Source organism: Amycolatopsis sp. NPDC088138, assembly GCF_044741685.1.
In the GTDB taxonomy this organism is placed as follows: Bacteria; Actinomycetota; Actinomycetes; order Mycobacteriales; family Pseudonocardiaceae; genus Amycolatopsis.
Genome location: NZ_JBIUTB010000011.1, coordinates 176,784 through 198,152, shown reverse-complemented (window position 1 = coordinate 198,152; position 21,369 = coordinate 176,784). Strand labels below are relative to the sequence as shown.

Sequence of the window (21,369 nt, the reverse complement as noted above, 5' to 3'; positions counted from 1 at the left end):
TTACTGCGCGATGCGGGCCGCGATGCCGTCGAGCAGGCAGTCGAGGCCGATCCGGAAGGTCTCGTCGGCGTCGTGGTGGGCGGCGTCGCGCACCACTCGTTCCAGCGCCGGGTACCGGCCGGTCGCGAGGGTCCGCACCAGGTAGGGCCCGCGGGAGGCCTGCCAGCGCTGCTGGTCCATCCCGGTGGCCCGCTCGGCCCGCCGCTCGGCGATCTCGCGGCGCACCGCGCCGGTCACGTACGCGTTGACCGCGCCGGCCACCGGCATGACGGCGTCCACGTCGACACCGCCCAGCGCGGCCAGCACGATCTCCCCGTTGGCCAGCGCGTTCGGCCCGAGCTGGGGCCGGCCGCCCAGCAGATCGGCGAGCCATTCGTGCTGGTGGACGGCGCGGCGAGTGGCTTCGGCGTGCGACCTCAGCACCTCCCGCCAGCCGTCGCCGGACGGCCTGATCTCGGCGTAGACGGCGTCGACCATCAGGTCGAGCAGCTCTTCCTTGCTGTCGATGTAGCCGTAGAGCCGCATCGGGCCGACGTCCAGCGCGGTGGCGACCTTGCGCAGCGACACGGCGTCCAGGCCGTCCGCGTCGGCCAGCCGGATCGCCGCCCGCACGATCCCGTCCCGGCTCAGCGGGGCCGGGGTGGGCCGTTCAGGTGGCTCCGGCCTCTCCCACACCAACATGACGGTGACAATACATCGCATCACTCGATACACTGTATTGGTCAATACGGTGTATCGAAGGAGAGCTACCGTGACCATCGCCATCGTCGGAGCGGGCCTCGGCGGCCTGGCCCTCGCCCGGGTGCTGCACGTCCACGGCATCGAAGCCGCCGTCTACGAACGCGAACCGTCGCGGGACGCACGTGGCCAGGGCGGCATGCTCGACATCCATTCGGGGCAGCGGGCGCTGCGCGAGGCCGGGCTGATCGACCAGTTCCACAAGATCGCCCGTCCGGAAGGCCAGGACATGCGCCTGCTCGAGCCGGACGGCACCCTGCTCCTGCAGGAGGACACCCCGGACGACGCCCCGTCGCTGCGCCCCGAGGTCGACCGCGCCGATCTGCGTGCCCTGCTGCTGGACTCGATCCCCGACGGCGCGGTGCGCTGGGGGCAGGCGTTCGCCTCGGCCGGTGACGGCTGGGCGCACTTCTCCGACGGCGGCCGGGCGCCGTACGACCTGCTGGTCGGCGCCGACGGCGCGCAGTCCCGGGTCCGCGCGCTGCTGACCGACGCCCGCCCGGCGCACATCGGCCAGAATGTCGTCGAGCTCGGCATCCCCGACATCGACCGCACCCACCCCGACCTCGCGGCGATGGTCGGGCGCGGCAACTACTGGGTGTTCGGCGACGGCCTTTCCCTGGCGGCGCAACGCAACGGCGACGGCCGCGTCCGCATCGGCGTCAACTTCTACAACACCGGCGAGGACTGGTTCGACGGCAGCGGGATCCCGTTCGACGACCCGGCCGCCGCCCGCGCGCGGCTGATCGACCTGCTCGACGGCTGGGACGCGCGGTTCCACGCGCTGATCGCGGCCTGCGACGACACCGTAGAGCCGCGGTCGATCACCACCCTCCCGCTCGGCCTGACCTGGCCGTCGACCCCCGGCATCACGCTGGTCGGCGACGCCGCGCACCTGATGCCACCGGTGGGCGAGGGCGCCAACATGGCGTTGCTGGACGGCGCCCTGCTCGGCCTCGCGCTGGCCGCGCACCCGGACGACTTCGCCGCCGCGGTCAAGGACTACGAAAGCGAAATGTTCGAACGCGCCGGCGCCGCCGCCCGCATGTCCGCGGAAATGCAGGAACTGCTGATGTCCCCGGACGCGGGCCGGCGGCTGCTCGCGTTCTTCCAGCCCAGCTGACGGCGAGGCCGGAGTCCACAACAGACGGTCTCGGCCGTCAGAAGAGCAAGCTGACGAGGAGCCCCACCGCCAGGCAGGTACCGCACAGCTTGACGATCGAAATCGGCGTCAAGAGAATCTTCATTTTCGGTTTCCGTTCGTTCCGCCTTCTCCGTGACTGGTCACAAACCAGCGTGGGCGCCATCCGGGCGGGCCCGCACTCGTCTCGAAGAACCGAACGATCCGGCGCGCCGCGATAACCTGGTCGGAGGGCGGCGCGGGGAGGCGGAGATGACTCACCCGGATCCCGACGACCGCGTCCGGGGGCGGTTGCGCACCCTGCAGCGGGCGGTCGGGGCGCCCAGCGACGCGGTGCTGGCGCGGCGCAGCGGGATCTCCGCGGCCACGTTCTCCGAGGTGATGTCCGGGAAACGGCGGCCGCGCCCGGAGTTCGTCGGCAAGGTGGTCGCCGGGTGCGTCGTGTCGGCGCGGGCCGGCGGGCAGGCTCCGATGGACGTGCGGCGGGTCCTGCACGCCTTGCGGCTGCCGGGGCACACCGCCGGCGACAGCGGGCTGCTGGAGCGCGACGACGATCTGGACCGCTGCTCGGCGGTGCTGGACGCGGTGGGGGCGCGGGTCGGCGCGACGGTCGTGATCGAGGGCCCCGCCGGGATCGGCAAGTCGGAGCTCGTGGCCCAGGTGTGCACGGAGGCGGCGGTGCGCGGGTTCGTGCCGCTGGCCGTGCGCGGCAACCAGCGGGACGAGACGATGGCGTTCGGCGCGGCCCGCACGTTGCTGGGGCGCTGGGTCGCCGGCCACGCCGAGCGGGAGCGGCGGGCGTTGTTCGCGGGCGCGGCCGATTTCGCGCGGGTGCCGCTCGGGGTGCCCCAGGCCCGCCACCGCGGCCCGGAGTCGGTCATCGGGCTGACGGAGGCGTTGTACTGGCTCGTCGTGAACGCGACGTCCCTCCTCGGCGACCAAGAGGGCCTGCTGCTCGCCGTCGACGACGCGCACTGGCTCGACGAGGAATCGTTGCAGTGGCTGGAGTTCCTCGCCGACCGGCTCACCGGGCTGCCCGTCGTGCTGCTGCTGGCGCACCGGCCGCACGAGCGGGCCACGCTCCGGCGCATCGGGGTGCGGGCGACGGAAGTCGTGCGGCCGCACCCGCTCGGGCTGAACGCGGTGCGCACCCTGGCGCACCGCGACCTACGGGCCGGCGGCGAACCCGACGAGCGGTTCTGCGCGGCGTTGCTCGACCGCAGCGGCGGCAACCCGTTCTACCTGCGGTGGATGCTCGACATGGCCAGGGAAAGCCGGGTGAAGCCCACCGCCGCCGACGCGGAGCTGGTCGGCACGCTGACCCCGCGCCACGTCGTGCGGTACCTGTCCGAACGGCTCGCCGGGCTCGGCCCGGACGCACAGCGCCTGGCCCACGCCGTCGCCGTGCTGGGCCCAGGGCAGACGCTCCCGGACGCCGCCCTGCTCGCCGGGCTGACCACGGCCGAGTCGAAGCGGCAGTACGACCGGCTGTGCGGTGCCGCGATCCTCGCCCCCGGGCCGACCGCGGACTTCCACCACCCGATCATCCGCAGCGCCGTCTACGACGACATCGAGCCGTCCCGCCGCAGTGATCACCACCTGGCCGCCGCGCGGCTGCTGCACGAGCGGCACGCCGCGCCCGACGCCGTCGCGGCGCACCTGCTCGACGTCCACGCCGCCGGTGACCCCTGGGTCGCCGACCGGATGACCGCGGCCGCCGAGGACGCGCTCGGGTCGGGTCTCGCCGCCACCGCGGCGCGCTACCTCGAGCGGGCGATCGACGAACCGCCGCCGGCCGACCGGCTGCCGCGGGTGCGGCTGCGCCACGGCCAGGCCCTCGCCCTCGGCCAGGTCGCGGCGGCGCTGCCCGAACTGCGCGCGGCCTACTCGCAGGCACGCGACGACCTGCTGCTCACCGACGCGGCCGTCGCGCTGGCGAAGACCCACGGGTACGCCGACCAGCTCGGCGCCGGCGTCCGGCTGCTCGACGCCGCGCTCGCCCGCTGCGCCGACGAACGGCAGCGGCAGCGCCTGCTCGCCGAACAGCTGCTGTGGGCCGCCTGGTGGGGCGACGACCCGCTCCGCGCCGACCGGATGGCCGTGCTCGACCGGATCGCGCCGCCGCTGACCGGCGGCACCGACGTGGAGCGGCTGCTGATCGTGTTGCACGCGTGGAGCCTCGTGCTGCGCGGCCGGCCGCGGGCCGAAGGGCTGGCCGCGGTCGAGCGGGTCTTCCGGGCCGGTGTCGTGTTCGCGGACGTGGACCAGGGCATGGAGGTCGCGACCATGACCGGGTTCGTGCACCTCTACTCCGGCGCCGCCGACGTCTCCCACGACCTGTTCGACCGGGCGGTCGACGAGTTCGAGGAGCACGGCTGGCGGGGCACGCACCTCGCGTTCGCCTACGCCAACCGCGGGCAGTCGGCGTTGCGGCTCGGCCGGCTGCACGACGCCGTCGCCGACACCGACATCGCGCTGCGCCTGGCCGTCCGCAGCGGCGCCGGGACGCCCGCCGAGTGGTTCGCCACCGGCACGCTCGCCCAGTCGCTGCTGGCCCGCGGGGAGCTCGGCCCGGCCGCGGCGGCCTGCGCGGACCACGGTTACCACGACCGCCGTCCCGACGCGGTCATCATGCCGGTGCCCAAGGCGGTGACCGGCGCGCTCCTGCTGGCGCAGGGTGATCACCGCCGCGCCGCGGTCGCGCTGCGCGAGGTGGGGCGCCGGCTCGACGCGGCGCCGATGATCAACCCCGCGGTGTGCGGCTGGCGCTTCGACCTGGCCCGGGCGCTGCGCCGGGCGGCGCCGGACGAGGCGCGCGAGGTGGCGTCCGAGGCGCTGCGCCTGGCCGACCGGTTCGCCGACCCGGTCACCCGCGGGCAGGCGCTGCGGACCCTCGCGGAGCTCGACGCGGATCGCGCGGCGCTGCTGGAGGAATCCGCACGGCTGCTGCGCGGCGAGCCGGACCGGGGGCAGTACCTGCGGACCCTCGCCGATCTCGGCGCGGAGTTCGCCCGCTCCGGGCATCCCGGGGACGCCCGCCGCACGCTCACCGAAGCCGTCACCCTGGCCGACGACTGCGGCGCCCTCGCGCTGCGCAAGGACCTCGCCGAGCAGCTCGGCCGGCTCGGGGTCACCGCCGGGCGGCCGCCGCGCGTCAACGCCCTGTCACCACGCTTGCGGCGCGTCGCGGAGCTCGCGGCGCAGGGACGTTCGGAGGCCGAGATCGCGCACCGGGTGGTGCTGAACCTCGACACGGTGCGGAAGCTGGTGCTCGAGGCCCACACCCGCTTCGGCACCGACACCCGCACCGAGCTCCGCCGGGCGATGCGGCAGCGCTGACTTCGCACATTTGCTGACTGCAAATTGCAGATTCAGGCGCTACCAGGGCCTCTGCTCATTCCAGGTAAACGATTACCGGACCAAGTCGTCAGTCACGCGAAAAAGCCACGGAAACTACGTACTGCGAACCAATCAAATTGCTCCGAACGGGCGTACTCAGATCGGCCGCGGACACCTACCGTCACCTGTCTGGGGCAACGGCGCAGGCTCGTCGATTTGCCGTATTCGCGCGTGAACGTCCGACAGGAGTGCTCTTTTCCATGACGATCGACCTTGCGCTGAAAGAAGCGATGAACATTCCCGGCGCCGTCGGCGCGACGCTCGTCGACTACGACAGCGGGATGTCCCTCGGTTCCCTGGGCGGCGGCGAGTGGCTCGACCTGGACATCGCGGCGGCCGGCAACACCGAGGTCGTCCGGGCGAAACTGCGCGTGATGGCTTCCCTCGGGCTCGACGACGCCATCGAGGACATCCTCATCACCCTCCACCGCCAGTACCACGTGATCCGGCCGCTGTCGGCCCGGGGCAACAACACCCTGTTCCTCTACCTGGTGCTCGACCGCGAACGCGCGAACCTCGCGCTCGCGCGGCACAGCCTCAAGCGCATCGAGACCAGCCTCTCCGTATGAGCGGTACCGACACCCACAGCCAGCACCTCCGCGCGCCGCTGCCGGTCCGCACCCCCGCGTCCGCGATCGCGAGCTCACCGGAGCCGGTGGCCCCGGGCCCGCCACCCGACTCGGCCCGGACGCTCCTGGTCCTGCGCAAGATCCGGGAGCAGGTCGACCAGGTGGCCGGGCTGCTGATGGCCACCCACGACGGCCTGGTGCTGGCCAACGACACCGACAGCGTCGATTCCGACAGCGTCGCCGCCATGTCGGCGGCGGCCGCCGGGCTCGCCGCGCAGTTCACCGCACAGGCCCGGATCGGCGAAGCACGCAGCGCGATGTTCGAAGGCAGTTCCGGTTACGTCTGCGTCTTCCCCGTCGAAACGACGCTCCTGCTCGTCGTGTTCGGCCAGCCGGACATCACCATGGGGCTGTTCACCCTGGCCGCCAAGCAGGCGCTGACGCTGCTCCGGCACACCGATCTCGCGCCGGAAGCTTCGCGCCGTGCGTCACGGGAGTGACGGGTCCTCGCGCAGGATCCGCCAGCAGAGGTAGAGGCAGAGGCCGGCCGCGGGGGCGCCGCCCAGCAGCGTGGCGGCGACACCGAGCGGGATCACCGCTTCGGTCAGGTACAGCGGCACGAGTACCGCCGTGGCGACGGCGAACTTGCCCAGGAAGATCGCCGTGCACCAGTAGTAGCGGCGCCGCCGCGGACGGTCTCGCCGCCAGGAAGGGCTTCCACCCAGCACTACGCCGACGACCGGCCACCGCACGAGCAGGGACAGCAGGAACACCGCGACACCGCCCGCCTGCACCAGGACGACGGTGAGGTAGAAGTCGGCCGCGCGGCCGGTGCTCCCGGCCAGCAGCGCGGACGCCCCGACCACGAGCAGCCCGATCGCCGGCTGCCACACCTTCCGGTCGGTGCACAACCGCACCACGGCGAACACGAGCACGCCGCCGACCGCGATCAGCCCGGACGTGAGCACCTGCCCGCTCACCAGGTACGCGACCAGGAACACCACCCGCGACGCGACCCCTTCGGCGACGGTGCGCCACCCGCCCAGCGCACTGAACAACGACAGCGACTTACCGGTCAGCAGCTGCAGGCTCATCGGCTCACCTTCGCTGTGTCGGACGTGAGACTGGTGCAGTGCATGGTGTTCTCGCAGGCGCTGATCAGCCCGCCCCGGCCGCGGCGGTGCGGGCTCATCGGCTCACCTTCGCCACGTCGAGCGTGAAACCGGTGCGGCGCATGGTGTCCTCGCAGATCCGATCGTGTCGAGCAACCCGGCCAGGGCGCTGCAGACTCATCGGCTCACCGCCACCGCGATGGGCACGAAACTGCCGCGGCGCATGGCCTCCTCGTAACCACCGGTCGCGTCGAACAGCCCGGCCAGGGCGCTGCCGACTCATCGGCTCACCGTCGCCGCGTCGGGCGCGAAACTGTCGCGGCGCATGGTCTCCTTGTAGCTGCCGATCACCTCGAACAGTCCCGCCAGGGCGCTGCAGGCTCATCGACTCACCGCCACCGCGATGGGCACGAAACTGGTGCGGCGCATGGCCTCCTCGTAGCCGCCGATCACCTCGAACAGCCCCGCCAGGGCGCAGCCGGCTCATCGACTCACCGCCACCGGGACAGGCACGAAACTGGTGCGGCGCATGGTGTCCTCGTAACCACCGATCGCCTCCAGCAACCCGGCCCGGCCACGGTGCACCGAGGCCAGTGCCTCGGACAGCCGGTGCGCGTCCCGCATCGCCAGGTTGCCGCCGAAACCCGGGGCCAGGTGGATGGCGTCGCCGATGAGCGTCACCGGACCCGCAGGCCAGGGCGGTGGTGGCGGGATCCGCCCGATGCGCAGCGTGACCGTGACGTCCGGCCACGCCTCGGTGACGAGCAGCCGCAGGGCCTCGGGTAGCTCCGCGCGGTGCGGGTCGGGCTGCTCCCCAGTCACCGGCAGCGCCCACATCACGTAGTCCTCGAGCCTGTCGACCGCGCTGTGCCGCAGCGCGGGCAGCCACCGGCTCCGCGCGGACACGGGCGACTCCGTGAACCGCAGCACGCCCACCACCATCGTCGTGCCGCGCACCTGCGCGGCGGCGGGGTCGTCGCCGACCAGGCCGGGCAGGCCGGTGCCGAGCACGGCGCGCAGCGGGGTCGCGCCCATGAGCATCCGGCGTCCCGAGTCCGCCACCCGCACGCCGGGCAGGTACTCGCGGCGCACCGCCGAGCCGATGCCGTCCGCGCCGACCAGGACGTCCGCGGTGTCCGTGCGGCCGTCGGCGAACCACACCCGGACCGTGCCGTCGGCGCGGTGCTCGAACCGGGTGAACTCCGCGCCGAAGCGGACCACGTCGTCCAGGTCCGTGAGCAGCACCGCCTTCAGCAGCGGCCGGTGGACCTGACGGCCGGGCCGGGCGCCGGAGACCCGAGTGCCCGTGACGGCGAGCTCCCCGTCCACTTCGGACAGTTCCAGCGTCCGCTCGCGCGGCCCGCCCGTCGTCGCCTCCACCATCGCGACGTGCGATAGCGGCAGGCACGCCCGCAGTGCTTCCGCTCCCCGTTCGTCGACGTGCAGGCTGATGCCCTGCGGACGCCCTGCCGAGGCGTCCCGCTCGTACACCGCGACGTCGATCCCCTCCCGGCGCAACCCGTGCGCGAGTGTCAACCCGCCCAGGCCGGCGCCGATCACCACGACCCGCATCCCCTCACCCCATTCTTCATCGCTCGATGAAGAACAGCCTACGGCGAACGCGGGCAAAACTCCACCAGCCGATGAAGAAAGCGGTGTTAGGCTTCGGCGGCCATGGCAGAACTCGACAACACCGGCCGTCCCGGACGCTGGCGGTCCGGCGCGGAGAGCAGGCAGCGGATCCTGCGGGTCGCCCGCGAGCTGTTCGACCAGCACGGTTACAACGGCACCACCGTGCGCATGATCGCCACCGCGGCCGAGGTCGACCCGGCGATGGTCTTCTACTTCTTCGGCACCAAGCAGAAGCTGTTCGGCGCCGTGATCGACCTGTCCGCCGACGTCCCGCCGGCGATCGACTCGATCTTCGACGGCGACGTCGCGACGATCGGCGAGCGCGTCGTCCGGACCCTCGTGGAGAACCTCGACAAGTCCGACCGCACGCCACTGGTGATGCTGACCCGGTCGGCCCCCACCGACCCGAAGTCCGAAGCGCTGCTGCGCGAGTTCATCGACCGGGAGCTCACCGGCCGGCTCGCGGCCCTGCTCGGCACCCCGGACGCCGCGGTCCGGGCCGGCATGGTCAACGTCCAGATCCTGGGGCTCGCGGTGGCCCGGTACATCGTGCACCTCGAGCCGATCGCCTCGGCGTCGGTCGACGAGCTGGTCGCCACGTTCGGCCCGCTCGTGCAGCACTGCCTGACCGGCGAGACGGCACGGCCACCGCGTCCGTGAGCGCGGTGGCCGTGGTCCTCGGTCCGGGTCAGGGCCGGATGTTCTCCAGGTCCTCGAGCAGGCTCGGGTGCTTCGGCTCCCAGCCGAGCGCTTCCCGGGTGTGGGCGCTGGACGACGGCTGGTCCATCGCGAAGATCGCGCCCAGCGGGCCGAAGGCCTCCTCGGCCACCGGCTCGACCGGCAGGCCCAGCCGGCGGCCGATGACCGCCGCGATGTCCCGCACCGCGTCACCCTCGTCGGCCACCGCGTGCCAGGCGGTCCCCGCCGGGGCCTGCTCCAGGGCCAGCCGGAACAGGACGGCCGCGTCGAGGGCGTGCACGGCCGGCCAGCGCTGGGCGCCGTCGCCCGGGTAGCCGGACACGCCGGACTGGCGCGCGATCCGGGTCAGCAGGCCCGCGAAGCCGCCGTCACCCTCGTTGTGGACGGTGCGCGGCAGGCGCACGGCCGTGCTCCGGACCCCGCGCGAGGCCAGGTCCAGTGCGGCCATGACGGCGCGGCCGCGGCCGCCGACCGGGCCCTCGGTCGCGAACGGGTCGGCTTCGGTGGACGTGCGGCCCGGCACCCACGGCGTCCCCGAGACCGTGACGAAGGGACGTTCGCTGCCGACGAGCTCCTCCCCCAGTGCCGCGATGGCGGCGCTTTCCTCGGCGACGGCCCGCGCGACCGCCTCGGCGCTGCTGAAGTCGTTGCTGAACGCCAGGTGGATCACCCCGCCGGCCCCGGCGGCGCCGGCGCGGAGGGTGTCCAGGTCGGCGAGACCTCCTCGCAGCGTCTTGGCGCCGGCCTTCTCCGCGGCGGCCGCGGAGGCGTCGGAGCGGGCGAGGACCACCGCGGTGTGGCCGTGGCCGAGCAGCTCCGCGACGACGGCGGAGCCGACCAGCCCGGTGCCACCGGTGACGAAAACATCCATGGAACACTCCCTGGAACGTGATGGGACTAGTGTCTCATCACGCTACCAGAGTGATGAGACACTAGTCCCATCACCTATGATCGTCCCATGGCACGATGGGAACCCGGGGCGCGTGAACGGCTCGTCGTGGCCGCCGTCGAACTCTTCACCGAGCAGGGGTACGACGCCACCACGGTCGCGCAGATCGCCGAGCACGCCGGCGTCACGCGCAGCACGTTCTTCCGCTACTTCCCTGACAAGCGCGACCTGCTGGTGGCCGGCCAGGAAACGCTGAGCCGCCTGCTCGCCGAGGGGATCGCCGAGGCGCCGCCGGAGGCCAGCCCGCTCGAGGCGGTCGCGGCCGGCCTCGAACGCGCGTCGAACACCATGGGCCCGGTGAACCACCAGCTCGGGCCGCGCCTGAAGGCGGCCATCGCCGCCAGCACCGAGCTCCAGGAGCGTGACGCCCTCAAGAGCATCGGGCTCGCGGCCGCCATGACGACCGCCCTCGCCGCCCGCGGGGTACCCGGCCCGGTCGCCCAGCTCGCGGGCGAGCTGGGCGTCCTGGCGTTCAAGCGGGGTTACGCCGAGTGGTCCGAGGCCGACCGTGACGCCGCGGGCGACCTCGCGCCGTACACGCTGGCGGCCCTGGACGACCTGCGGGCGGCCAGCGCGTCACTGGGTTAGAAGGCGCTGGGTTAGAAGCCGGGGAACACCCGGCGCAGGTCGTCGAGCGAGACCTTGCCCTCGACCGTGACGCCCTGGTCGTAGGGCGCCTTGAGCCGGCCGCTGACCAGCCGGATGAACGCCTCGGCCGGCCCGTTGAACGTCGCGGACGGCGACTCGAGGTGATCCACCACGGTCACCGCGTCGTCGATCACCAGCGCGCCGCCGGGGACCGCGACCGACGCCGGGTCCGCAAGCTCGGCCGGCTTCGCGAGGAAGCCCAGCATGAAGCCGAGGGGGCCGGACATGTGCTCGACCAGCACGTCGGCCGAGCCGGCGTCCACTCCGGCGTCGGAGTCGAAGGCCACCCGCACGTCCCACGAGTGGTTGGCCACCTCGCTGAGCCGCATGCCCAAAGCGGTCAGCAGCGGGACCGGCTCCGGCAGGAAGCCGAGGTCGACGGTCAGCGACGAGCGCTGCTCGGGCGTGAACGCCTCGACCAGGGCGAGCCAGCGGGCGTTGTGCTCCAGGAAGCCCTCGGCCTGCGCGCGCGGCGCCGACCCGTCCCAGCGGGCCCAGATCGTCGGGTTGTCTTCGGGCGTCACGTCCTCCCCCGCGGCCTTGGCGATGGGCGCGTAGCCGATTTCCGCGCCGCTGCCGAGGTGGGACAGGGCCTGGGCGACGGTCCACTCCGAGGCGCCGCTGGTCGCGGCCAGCTGGTCGTCGGTGAGGGTGCTGACGAGGGCGGCGAGCGTGTCGTGCTCGGCGCGCAGGGCGGTGATCGTACGGTCCACGAGTTGACTCATGCCCCGCTCAACTCCCGGAGGGGCGCCGGTGTTCCGGCGCCGCGTCCGGGCAGGCTAGGTTGCCCGGATGAGCCTCCTCGATGACGTCGCCGAGCGCGACGGCTGGCGCTGCTGGGTGTGCGACGAACCGGTCGACCCCGGCATGTCGGTGAACGACTCGCGCGGGCCCAGCGTCGACAGCCGGACCGCCGACCGCAAGGCCAAGATCGCCGAGCGGCTCGCGCACCGCGGCTGCAACACCCGCAAGGGCGCGGTCAAGGTGGTCATCGCCTGGCCGGACCGCCTCCACGTGGCCGAACCCGCGCCGCTGATCACCGTGGCCGGACGCCTGGAACGCAAGGGCGGCCGCGAGATGGTGGCCCGCTGCCCGACCAAACAGGACGCCCAGGAAGCGGCGGACTGGCTGGTGGACCGGTTCTCCCGGCTGGTGCCGGGCATGCCGGTGACCGCGAACGTCGAGCCGGGCGGCGGCCAGTTCCTCGTCATCCTGGCCACCGGCCGCCGCTGACCGGGCTCACTTGCGGGGCAGCCCCTGCGGGTTGACCTGCGACGCCGGGAGCGCCTCCGAGGCCAGGTTCCAGCGCTTGAGCACCTCGGCGTACTTGCCGCCGGTGATGATCGTCTGCAGCGCCTGCTGCAGGGCGGCCACCAGGCCGTTGCCCTTCTTGGTCATCGCCGCGATGTCCGCCGGGATCTGGCCGCCGCCGGAGATGCTGCCGACGATCTTCGTCGCGCCCTCGACCGCCACGTGGTAGGCCGACGTCGGGTTCGGGCCGACGTAGACGTCGATGCGGCCCGACTGCAGCGCGAGGTAGTAGTCGGAAGTGTTGTTGTAGTACTGGAACTTCACCGGGGCGAGGCCCGCCGCCTTGTTCTGCTCGTCCCAGCGCAGCAGGATCTGCTCCTGGTTGGTCCCGGCGCCCACGCCGACGGTGAGCCCGGCGATGTCCTTCGCCTCCCGCACGGTGAGGTTCTTGTCGGCCCGCACCTCGAAGGCCAGCGTGTCCTTGCGGTAGCTGGCGAAGTCGTACTTGTCCTTGCGCTCCTCGGTCACGGTGATGTTCGAGAACCCGGTGTCGTACTGGCCGTTCTCGATGGACAGGAACAGGTTCTCCCACGACGTCGCCTGCAGGTCGAGCTTCAGGCCGAGAACGTCGGCCACGAGCGAGGCGATGTCGGGCTCGACGCCGATGATCGTCTTGTCGTCGTCCGCGCGGAACGACAGCGGCGGGGTGCCGTTGCCGGTGGTGCCCACGACCAGGGTTCCCCGGGCCCGGATCGCGGCGGGGACCAGCGCGGCGATCGTGTCGACCTTGTCGGCCCGGACGCGGTTCTGCTGGGCGGTGATGTTCACCCCGCCCGCCTTGGCCGGGGCCTCGGTCGCCGCTTCGGGGCTGCCGCACGCGGTGAGCGCGAGCACCGAAGCGAGCAGGATGGCGCGCAGTCTCATGGTTCTCCTCAAAGGACCTTTAAAGGACTTTGTCGACGAAGGCCCGCGTCCGGGCGTGCTGGGGGTGGTCGAGGACGGCCGAGGGCGGGCCCTGCTCGACGACGCGGCCGCCGTCGAGGAACACCACGGTGTCGGCGACCTCCCGGGCGAAGCCCAGTTCGTGGGTGACGACGACCATCGTCGTGCCGCCCCGGGCGAGGTCGCGGATCACGGCGAGGACCTCGCCGACGAGTTCGGGGTCGAGTGCCGACGTCGGCTCGTCGAAGAGCAGCACGTCCGGTTCGAGGGCCAGGGCCCGCGCGATCGCGACCCGCTGCTGCTGGCCGCCCGACAGCCGCCGCGGGTACTCCCCCGCCTTGTCGGCCAGGCCCACCCGGTCGAGCAGGTCCCGGGCCCGGGCCTCGGCTTCGGCGCGCGGGCGGCGCTGCGCCGAGACGGGTGCCTCGACGACGTTCTCCAGCGCGGTCAGGTGGCCGAACAGGTTGAAGTTCTGGAAGACGAACCCGATCCGGGTGCGCTGCTTGAGGATCTCGCGTTCCTTGAGCTCGTGCAGCCGGTCGCCCGCCCGGCGGTAGCCCATCAGCTCGCCGCCGACGCTGATGAACCCGCGGTCGGCGCGTTCGAGGTGGTTGATCAGCCGCAGCAGCGTCGACTTCCCCGAGCCGGACGGCCCGAGCAGCACAGTCACCTCGCCGGCGCGCACCTGCAGGTCCACGCCGTCGAGCACGGTGAGCGCGCCGAAACTCTTGTGCACGCCGCGGACGTCCACCATGTAGCCGGTCATGCGCGCCTCCAGGCGGCGCGCAGCCGCTGCACCGGCGTCGGCGGCAGCGTGCGCAGCGCACCGCGGGCGAAGTGGCGCTCGACGTAGAACTGCCCGATCGACAGCACGGTGGTCAGCGCGAGGTACCACGCGGTCGCGACGAGCAGCAGCGGGATCACCCGGCCGCTGCGCGTGTAGATCACCTGGACCTGGTAGAACAGCTCCGGCAGGGCCATCACGTACACCACCGACGTGCCCTTGACCATGCCGATGATCTCGTTGGCCGCGGTCGGCACGATGGTGCGCATCGCCTGCGGCAGCACGATCCGGCGGAACTGCCGCCCGGCCGGGATGCCCAGCGCGGCGGCCGCCTCACGCTGGCCCGCGTCGACCGACAGGAACCCGGCTCGCACGATCTCCGCGGCGTAGGCCCCCTGGTGCAGCGCGAGCCCGAGCCCGGCCGCGAGGAACGGCGGGATGAGGCTCATCGTGCCGACCGAGAAGAACGACGGCCCGAACGGCACGCCGAAGGAGATCTCGTTGTAGAGGATCGCGAGGTTGTACCAGAAAAGGAGCTGCAGAATGAGCGGGACCGACCGGAAGATCCACGTGTAGGTCCAGCCGACCGCGCGCAGCAGCGGATTCCGGGAAATGCGCATGACCGCCACGACGGTGCCGATCAGGAATCCGGCGACCACGCCGAACGCGGTCAGTTCCAGGGTGAGCAGGACGGCGTCGAGGATCGATTTCTGGAACAGGTACTTCGCGAAGGTCGGCCAGTCGAAGGCCTTGTTGGTCACCAAGGCGTGGCCCGCCATCGCGACCAGTACCGCGACGACGGCGGCGGCCAGCCAGGTCAGCGGGTGCCGCGCGGGCACGATCCTGAGTGACTCCTCCGGTGCCGCGAGTGGCGCGGGCCGGGTCCCGACGTCGCTGGTCACCGCGCGCTCACCGCGGCGGGAAGCGCTTTCGAGAAGCGCAATCGCGTGGCCGGGACGGCGTCGACGTCGAAGTGCGGCGTGTAACCCGCGGCCAGGTAGAGCCCGCGGGCTTCGGGCTGTTTCGGGCCGGTGGTCAGGTGGATCCGGGTGTAACCGCGGTGCGCGGCTTCGGCTTCCAGCTCGGCGACGACACGGCGGCCGAGCCCGTGACCGCGGTGCGCGCGGTCGGTCCAAATCCGCTTGAGCTCGGCGGTTTCCTCGTCGTAGCGCTGGAACGCGCCGCCCGCGACGGCGTGCGCGCCCGCCACCAGCAGCAGCAATCCGCCTTCGGGCGGGGAAAAGCGATCCGCCGGGTACTCCCGGAGTTCGAAGTGGACGTCGTTGAGGACACGCTGATAACGCGCCGAGTATTCACGGGCCAGGTCCGCGAGCAACGGCCGGACCCGCGGATCTGACTGGGCGACCCAGACGGATTCGGGCATGACGGTACCTGTTCCGAAAGAACGGGAAAGAAAGGCTCCCGCGTTCCCGGGGCGCCTTCCGCTGACGTCGTCGACTTTAGGAAGCCGGGCCGCGCCCGGTCAACGTGTGGTCCCCGGGTTCCAGATCCTGGACGATCCCGCGCTACGCGTCGAAGCGGAAGTGCACCGTGCGGTGGTAGTCGCCGGTGGCGGCGTTCGGCCGGCTCTCCGGGCCCAGCGACGCGACGCCGTGGAACTTGTTGCCGATCGGCGCGATGCCGTCCAGCAGCGAGATACCGCCGGCCGGGTAGGTGACCACGGCGTTCTGCGGGTCGGGTCCCACCGCCGGGGTGAACAGGCGCAGGAACAGGCCTTCGTCCGCGGCGACCACCGTGACCGCGCCTTCGGTGGTGTCCAGCACCGCCCAGCAGGTCCGCGCGTGGTAACCCTTGAACTCCGGGTAGGCGAACCCGCTCGCGCCGGTGGCGGTGTTGTTGTACGGCTTGGTCCAGACGTCCGGGGACACCCCGCGCAGCCGGTTCTTGTAGACGCGGTACGGCCCGTCCCCGAGCCAGGTGAGGCCCCGCACGTTCCCCTCGGGGTAGTCGAAGTTCACGCCGAGGTGGTCGTGGTCGCCGGTGGCGCGGTAGCGGTACTCCAGCCGCAGCCAGCCGTTGGCGTCCAGGCGCCAGCGCACGGACGTCAGATCGCCGCTGTAGTCGCACTGCACGACCCAGCCGGTGCCGTCGCGGAAGTGGCTGAACCCGGTGAGCGTGGCCGTCCCGCCCGCCGGGGCGGGACCGTTGACCAGCGACACCGGCGTGCTGCCACGGCGTACGCCGGTCAGGCGTCCGGTGGACTTGCCGACGGTGACCCGGGTGGCGCCGGCGACGAGCATGACGTCGGTGGCGGTCTCGGCCGCGGTGACGCTGCCCGTGGTCGCCGGCTTGACCAGGCGCGCGGCGAAGTCCGGCGCCTTGCGGACGCGCCACGTCCAGCCGGCGACGTCCCGGCCGGTCCGGTCGGTCACGCTCAGCCGCAGCGCGTCGGCGCCGGTCCAGTCGGCGGGCAGGCCGAGTGTCACCGCGCCGGTGGCGCCCGGTGCGACGTCCGGCGCGGCCGCCTCGCCCTGGGACAGGACCTGGTGGCCGGGGCCCGCGCCGGGCGCGGGGAAAGCCAGCAGCTGCCAGGCGAACCGGCACTCGCGGAGGTTCGTGAAGTCGTACCGGTTGACCAGTTTCACGGTCTTGTCGAACGACGCCGGGAACACCGAGTCGTAGTAGGCCGGGCTGGCCAGCTGGACCGGCGACCAGATGTCCTTGATCGTGAAGAAGCTGCCTTCCTTCTCCCGGTACGGGCCGAGGATCCCGTCGGGGGCGCGGCTGCCGTTGGTGTCGAGGGCGCCACCGCGGTCGTCCCGCGCGACGCTTTCGTCGACGAGCGCCCAGATGAACCCGCCCGCCGAGCGCTGGGCGCCGCCCATGAGCTTCCAGTAGTCGTTCAGGCCGGCCCCGGCGCCGCCGTCGTAAAGACCGTGGAGGAACTCGGTCGGCATGAAGATCGTGGTGCCGGCGGCCTTGGTCGCGGTGCTGCTGTAGGTCTGGTAGTGGCTGGTGTCGACGCCGCTGAAGGTCGTCCACGGGTGCAGCACCGCCCGCCGCTGCGGGTCGTACTGCGCGAAGTCGTCGTCCAGCGCGGTGTTCCAGCCGCCTTCGTTTCCGTTGTCCCAGAACAGGATCGACGGGTGGTTGACGTCGCGCTCGACCAGGGCCTTGACCAGCGGGGCGCCGACACCCTCGTCGTAGTCGTGCTGCCAGCCGGTCAGCTCGTCCAGGACGTAGAGCCCGAGCTCGTCGCAGAGGTCGAGGAAGTACGCGTCCGGCGGGTAGTGCGACATCCGGACGGCGTTCATGTTCATGTCCTTCATCAGCCCGATGTCGAGGCGGGCGAGGCGCGGACTGGATGCTCGGCCGGACGTCGGCCAGAAGGTGTGCCGGTTCGCTCCTTTGAGGACGATCCGCTTCCCGTTGACGTAGACGCCGTCACCGGCCCGCACCTCGATCGTGCGGAAGCCGAAGCGCTCGACCGTGCCGTGCAGCGGGGTCCCGGCGGCGCTCGCGAGCGTCAGCTCGACCTGGTGGAGGTTCGGCGTTTCGGCCGTCCACAGGGGTGGCCGGTCCGCGGTGGTCGTCAGGGTCGCACCGGTGGCGCCGCTCGCGACGGCGACCGAGAAGGCGCTGCCGACGGCCGTGCCGTCGAGCCGGCGCAGCTGCGCGGTCAGCCGGGCCGCCGCGGTCACCCCGGCGAGCGCGACCTGGGCGGCGAAGGTGCCGTCGGCACGGGCGTCGATCGCGACGCGGTCGATCCGGGCGGCCGGGTAGGCCACCAGTGACACCGGCCGGAAGATCCCGCCGAAGTTCCAGAAGTCGCCGCGGCGCTCGGCGTCGTTCACCGAGTTGTCGGCCGACTCCTTGCTGACGGTCGCTTCGAGCAGGTTGGCCTCGCCGAGCCGCAGCAGGGCCGTGACGTCGTAGCGGAAGCGGTAGAAGCCGCCCTGGTGCACCGGTCCCGCCGAGACGCCGTTGACTCGCACGTCGGCGTCGGTCATGGCGGCCTCGAACACCAGGAAGACCCGGCGGCCGGCCCAGGACGACGGCGGCGTGAACGAGTGCCGGTAGTTGCCCTTCTCCGCCGGGACGAGATCACCGCCGTAGTGGTAGCTGCCGAAGCCGTGGCACTCCCAGTTCGACGGCGTCGGGATCGTGGCCCATTCGCCGGCGCGGCGTCCCGCCGTGACCTGGAAGTCCCAGTCGACGGTGTGGTCGGCGTCGGCGCCGGTGAGCAGCATCGTCTCGGTCACCGGCCCCGCGAGCGCGGCCGCCGAAGCCACTCCGGACGTCGGCCATCCCGCGGCGGCCACGCCGGCCGCGCTGATCGCCAGAGCCTGACGACGGGTGAGTTCCACCAGGCCTCCCAGAGTCCGATCTGATATATGACACACCGTACAACGACAATCGCCGACCAACCGGACAAGCAGGCGGACAAGTCTTGACGTCCGGTCGCGGGCCCACGACAGTGGTGCGGCACTCCGGCCCTCCCCCGCCGTCTCCGGCCGATCCACCGTGAAAGGTAGGAGAATGTTCTCCTCGAACATCCGTCGCAGACTGCGCCTCGGTGTCCTGACCGCGGTGATCGCCGCCGCCGCGCTGGTCGCGCCCACGGCCACCACCGCGACCGCCGCCACCGGCTCGACCGTGGTCGGCGTGGCCTCCGGGCGCTGCCTGGACGTCGTCGGCAACAGCACCGCGGCCAAGACGCGCGTCAACATCTACGACTGCAACGGCCAGGCCAACCAGGCGTGGACGTTCACTTCGGCGGGCGAGCTGCGGGTGTACGACGCCGCGATGTGCCTGGACGTCGCCGGCGCGAGCACCACCGCCCCGGCCGACGCGCAGATCTACACCTGCAACGGCGGCGCCAACCAGAAGTGGCGGATCAACGCCGACGGCACCATCACCGGCGTGCAGTCGGGCCTCTGCCTGGACGTCACCGGAGCGGGCACCGCGAACAGCACCCTGGTCGGGTTGTACACCTGCAACGGCGGGGGCAACCAGAAGTGGCGGACCACGCTGGCCGCCGACACCCAGCCGCCGAGCGTGCCGGGCAACCCGCGCGTGAGCGACCTGGTCTGCGACGCCGTGACGTTCTCGTGGAACGCGTCCACCGACAACGTGGGCGTGGCGTTCTACGACGTGTACCACGACGGCCAGCTGATGAAGTCGGTCAGCGGGAGCACGCTATCGACGAGCCTGACCGTGGTCGGCGGCGTGACCTGGGGCCTGTACGTGAACGCCCGGGACGCCGCGGGCAACGTCTCGCAGGCCAGTGCCACGGTGCCGATCACGCCGCCGCAGTGCCAGCCGGACACCCAGGCGCCGAGCGCGCCCACGAAGCTGACCGGCAGCGCGTCCGGCACCACGGTGACCCTGAACTGGACCGCCGCGACGGACAACATCGGCGTCCGGGCGTACGACGTCTACCGCGGCGGCGCCAAGGTCGGCACCGTCACCGGGACCGCCACCGCGCCGCCCGCGACCACCTTCGTCGACAGCGGCCTGGCGGCGAACACGAGCTACTCGTACTACGTCGTCGCGCGTGACGCGCAGGCGAACGTGTCTTCGCCCAGCGCGTCCACGACCGTGACCACCGGCGCGGCCTGCGGCGACTCCGTGTGCGCGGTGACGCAGATCGCCACCGACACCGACATCCCGTGGGGCCTGGTGACCCTGCCGGACGGCACCATCCTCTACAGCCGGCGCGACGCCCACGACATCGTCCACCTGAACCCCGCCACCGGCGCCAAGACCAGCGTGGGCACGGTTCCCGGCGTCGACAACACCGACGGCGAGGGCGGGCTGCTCGGCCTGGCCGTCCCGTCGACGTTCGCCAGTGACCACTGGCTCTACATCATGCACACCTCGCCGTCCGACAACCGGATCGTGCGGATCAAGCTGGAGAACGACAAGCTCACCACCAGTACCGAACAGGTCCTGCTCAGTGGCTTGCTGCGCAACAAGTTCCACAACGGCGGCCGGCTGCGCTTCGGGCCCGACGGCAAGCTGTACGCCAGCACCGGCGACGCCCAGAACGGCGACAACGCGCAGAACAAGGCCAGCCTCAACGGCAAGGTCCTGCGCCTCAACCCGGACGGCACGGTGCCCTCGGACAACCCGTTCGGCAACCAGGTGTGGAGCTACGGCCACCGCAACCCGCAGGGGCTGGCGTTCGACTCCCAGGGCCGGTTGTGGGAGCAGGAGTTCGGCAACGCGGTGATGGACGAGACCAACCTGATCACCAAGGGCGGCAACTACGGCTGGCCCGCCTGTGAAGGTACGTCCGGGACGTGCGGCACCGCGGGCTTCATCGCACCCAAGCGGACGTACTCCACGGCGGACGGTTCCTGCTCCGGCATCGCCATCGTCCGCGACGTGCTCTACGTCGCCTGCGAGCGCGGGACCCGGATGTACCGCGAGGTGATCAGCGGCAGCGACCTGACGAACGTCCAGGCGTACTTCAACGGCACCTACGGCCGGTTGCGCACGGTGGAACCCGCGCCCGACGGCGGCCTGTGGCTGACCACCACCAACAACGGCGACAAGGACAGCATCCCCGACAACAGCGACGAGAAGATCTTCCACGTCACCCTCGGCGGGTAGCGGTTCAGTCCTGGTGGGCGGTGGCGACGGACTTCTCGCGCCACGCCTGGACGTCGTCGGCGACGCGCTCGACCTTGACCTGCCAGCGGTCGAGCGCGTCGGCACCGAGCAGCAGGTGGCCCGGCAGCTTGTCCGCGCCCACCACCTCGCGGATCAGGGCCGCGCCCTTGACCGGGTCGCCCAGCTGGGTGTGGTTGGCGTCGTCGACCCAGTCCAATGTGGAGTGGGCCGGGGTGCCGTCGTAGGCGGCGACCCGGTGCGCCGGGACGGAAAGTGAGCTCTGGTCGAGGAAGTCGGTGCGGAACACACCGGGCTCGACCACCATGCTCTGGATCCCGAACGGCGCCAGCTCCGCCGCCAGCGCCTCGCTGATCCCGGCGACCGCGAACTTCGACGCGCTGTAGAGGCCCACGCCGGGCTCGCCCTCGAACCCGGACCGCGATCCGATGTGGACGATCTTGCCGCCGCCCGCTTCACGCAGGTACGGCAGCACCGCGCGAGTCACGTTGATCAGGCCGAAGACGTTCAGGTCGAACAGCGAACGCGCTTCGGCGTCGCTGACCTCCTCCACGGCGCCGAGCAGGCCGCGGCCGGCGTTGTTGACCAGGACGTCGATCCCGCCGAACCGCTCCGCGACGGACGCCACGGCCGGGGCGATGGCCTCGGTGTCGGTCACGTCCAGCGCGACCGGGAACACCCGCTCGGCGTTCTTGAGGTCCTCGGGCAGGCGGTCCGGGTTGCGCACCGCCACGGCGACCGTGTCGCCGCCGGCCAGTGCGGCGCGGGCGATCTCCGCGCCGAGTCCGCGGGAAGCTCCGGTGATGAGCCAGGTGGCCATTGGTCTTTCCTTTCGCTGGGTGGTTTTGCCTGTGCCCTGCACACAACCAGCCACCAGCCGCGAAAAGGGGTCCGAAAAGGGCCCAGCC

At 72.0% G+C, this 21,369-nt stretch carries 19 protein-coding genes; 8 read left to right on the top strand and 11 right to left on the bottom strand.

What is annotated here, in order from left to right:
* Entirely contained in the window at positions 1-681 is a 681-nt protein-coding gene (locus ACIOD2_RS48425) for a TetR/AcrR family transcriptional regulator (protein ID WP_400552754.1), read from the bottom strand.
* A 70-nt stretch (positions 682-751) separates the two neighbouring features.
* On the opposite strand from ACIOD2_RS48425, the gene ACIOD2_RS48420 reads away from it, so the two are divergent.
* From ACIOD2_RS48420 to ACIOD2_RS48405, 4 genes are all read left to right on the top strand, one after another.
* Positions 752-1,861, top strand: coding sequence for an FAD-dependent oxidoreductase (locus ACIOD2_RS48420; protein WP_400552752.1), 1,110 nt, complete (start codon positions 752-754; stop codon positions 1,859-1,861).
* A 270-nt stretch (positions 1,862-2,131) separates the two neighbouring features.
* Positions 2,132-5,218 carry an ATP-binding protein gene (locus ACIOD2_RS48415; protein WP_400552751.1) on the top strand — a complete coding sequence of 1,029 codons (3,087 nt, stop codon included), beginning with the start codon at positions 2,132-2,134 and terminating at the stop codon, positions 5,216-5,218.
* Positions 5,219-5,478: 260 nt separating this feature from the next.
* Complete coding sequence (locus tag ACIOD2_RS48410; protein ID WP_400552749.1) at positions 5,479-5,847, top strand: hypothetical protein; 369 nt, start codon at positions 5,479-5,481, stop codon at positions 5,845-5,847.
* Entirely contained in the window at positions 5,844-6,347 is a 504-nt protein-coding gene (locus ACIOD2_RS48405; RefSeq protein WP_400552747.1) for a roadblock/LC7 domain-containing protein, read from the top strand. Before ACIOD2_RS48410 ends, ACIOD2_RS48405 begins: the two co-directional genes overlap by 4 nt.
* Here ACIOD2_RS48405 and ACIOD2_RS48400 read toward each other — a convergent pair.
* Entirely contained in the window at positions 6,336-6,941 is a 606-nt protein-coding gene (locus ACIOD2_RS48400) for a DUF3159 domain-containing protein (protein WP_400552745.1), read from the bottom strand. The genes ACIOD2_RS48405 and ACIOD2_RS48400 overlap by 12 nt on opposite strands.
* 501 nt (positions 6,942-7,442) lie before the next feature.
* A complete protein-coding gene (locus ACIOD2_RS48395) occupies positions 7,443-8,531 on the bottom strand; it encodes an FAD-dependent oxidoreductase (RefSeq protein ID WP_400552743.1) in 1,089 nt (362 codons plus the stop codon).
* Between the two features lie 102 nt (positions 8,532-8,633).
* Between ACIOD2_RS48395 and ACIOD2_RS48390 the strand changes: the two genes are divergently transcribed.
* Complete coding sequence (locus ACIOD2_RS48390; RefSeq protein WP_400552741.1) at positions 8,634-9,251, top strand: TetR family transcriptional regulator; 618 nt, start codon at positions 8,634-8,636, stop codon at positions 9,249-9,251.
* A 28-nt stretch (positions 9,252-9,279) separates the two neighbouring features.
* Here the strand turns inward: ACIOD2_RS48390 and ACIOD2_RS48385 are convergent, their stop codons facing one another.
* Positions 9,280-10,161: an SDR family oxidoreductase gene (locus ACIOD2_RS48385; protein ID WP_400552739.1), complete on the bottom strand. Its 882-nt coding sequence runs from the start codon at positions 10,159-10,161 to the stop codon at positions 9,280-9,282.
* 87 nt (positions 10,162-10,248) lie between these two features.
* On the opposite strand from ACIOD2_RS48385, the gene ACIOD2_RS48380 reads away from it, so the two are divergent.
* Positions 10,249-10,827 carry a TetR/AcrR family transcriptional regulator gene (locus ACIOD2_RS48380; protein ID WP_400552738.1) on the top strand — a complete coding sequence of 193 codons (579 nt, stop codon included), beginning with the start codon at positions 10,249-10,251 and terminating at the stop codon, positions 10,825-10,827.
* Between the two features lie 11 nt (positions 10,828-10,838).
* Here the strand turns inward: ACIOD2_RS48380 and ACIOD2_RS48375 are convergent, their stop codons facing one another.
* Entirely contained in the window at positions 10,839-11,600 is a 762-nt protein-coding gene (locus ACIOD2_RS48375; protein ID WP_400552736.1) for a maleylpyruvate isomerase family mycothiol-dependent enzyme, read from the bottom strand.
* A gap of 79 nt (positions 11,601-11,679) precedes the next feature.
* On the opposite strand from ACIOD2_RS48375, the gene ACIOD2_RS48370 reads away from it, so the two are divergent.
* On the top strand, positions 11,680-12,120 hold the full coding sequence (locus tag ACIOD2_RS48370) for a hypothetical protein (protein WP_400552734.1): 441 nt from the start codon (positions 11,680-11,682) through the stop codon (positions 12,118-12,120).
* 6 nt (positions 12,121-12,126) lie between these two features.
* On the opposite strand, the gene ACIOD2_RS48365 is transcribed toward ACIOD2_RS48370, so the two are convergent.
* The 5 genes from ACIOD2_RS48365 to ACIOD2_RS48345 form a co-directional block, all read right to left on the bottom strand.
* On the bottom strand, positions 12,127-13,062 hold the full coding sequence (locus ACIOD2_RS48365; protein WP_400552733.1) for an ABC transporter substrate-binding protein: 936 nt from the start codon (positions 13,060-13,062) through the stop codon (positions 12,127-12,129).
* Between the two features lie 19 nt (positions 13,063-13,081).
* A complete protein-coding gene (locus tag ACIOD2_RS48360) occupies positions 13,082-13,846 on the bottom strand; it encodes an amino acid ABC transporter ATP-binding protein (RefSeq protein WP_323326575.1) in 765 nt (254 codons plus the stop codon).
* Positions 13,843-14,766: an amino acid ABC transporter permease gene (locus ACIOD2_RS48355; RefSeq protein ID WP_400552732.1), complete on the bottom strand. Its 924-nt coding sequence runs from the start codon at positions 14,764-14,766 to the stop codon at positions 13,843-13,845. The genes ACIOD2_RS48360 and ACIOD2_RS48355 overlap by 4 nt, the downstream gene beginning before the upstream one ends.
* The gene (locus ACIOD2_RS48350) at positions 14,763-15,248 is read right to left on the bottom strand and encodes a GNAT family N-acetyltransferase (protein WP_400552730.1); all 486 of its coding nucleotides are present in this window, start codon (positions 15,246-15,248) and stop codon (positions 14,763-14,765) included. The genes ACIOD2_RS48355 and ACIOD2_RS48350 overlap by 4 nt, the downstream gene beginning before the upstream one ends.
* 142 nt (positions 15,249-15,390) lie before the next feature.
* Positions 15,391-18,192, bottom strand: a complete 2,802-nt coding sequence (locus ACIOD2_RS48345) for a glycoside hydrolase family 2 TIM barrel-domain containing protein (RefSeq protein ID WP_400552728.1) — start codon at positions 18,190-18,192, stop codon at positions 15,391-15,393.
* Positions 18,193-18,364: 172 nt separating this feature from the next.
* On the opposite strand from ACIOD2_RS48345, the gene ACIOD2_RS48340 reads away from it, so the two are divergent.
* Positions 18,365-20,443: a PQQ-dependent sugar dehydrogenase gene (locus ACIOD2_RS48340; protein ID WP_400552726.1), complete on the top strand. Its 2,079-nt coding sequence runs from the start codon at positions 18,365-18,367 to the stop codon at positions 20,441-20,443.
* 4 nt (positions 20,444-20,447) lie between these two features.
* On the opposite strand, the gene ACIOD2_RS48335 is transcribed toward ACIOD2_RS48340, so the two are convergent.
* A complete protein-coding gene (locus tag ACIOD2_RS48335; RefSeq protein ID WP_400552724.1) occupies positions 20,448-21,281 on the bottom strand; it encodes an SDR family NAD(P)-dependent oxidoreductase in 834 nt (277 codons plus the stop codon).
* Positions 21,282-21,369: the final 88 nt, after the last annotated feature.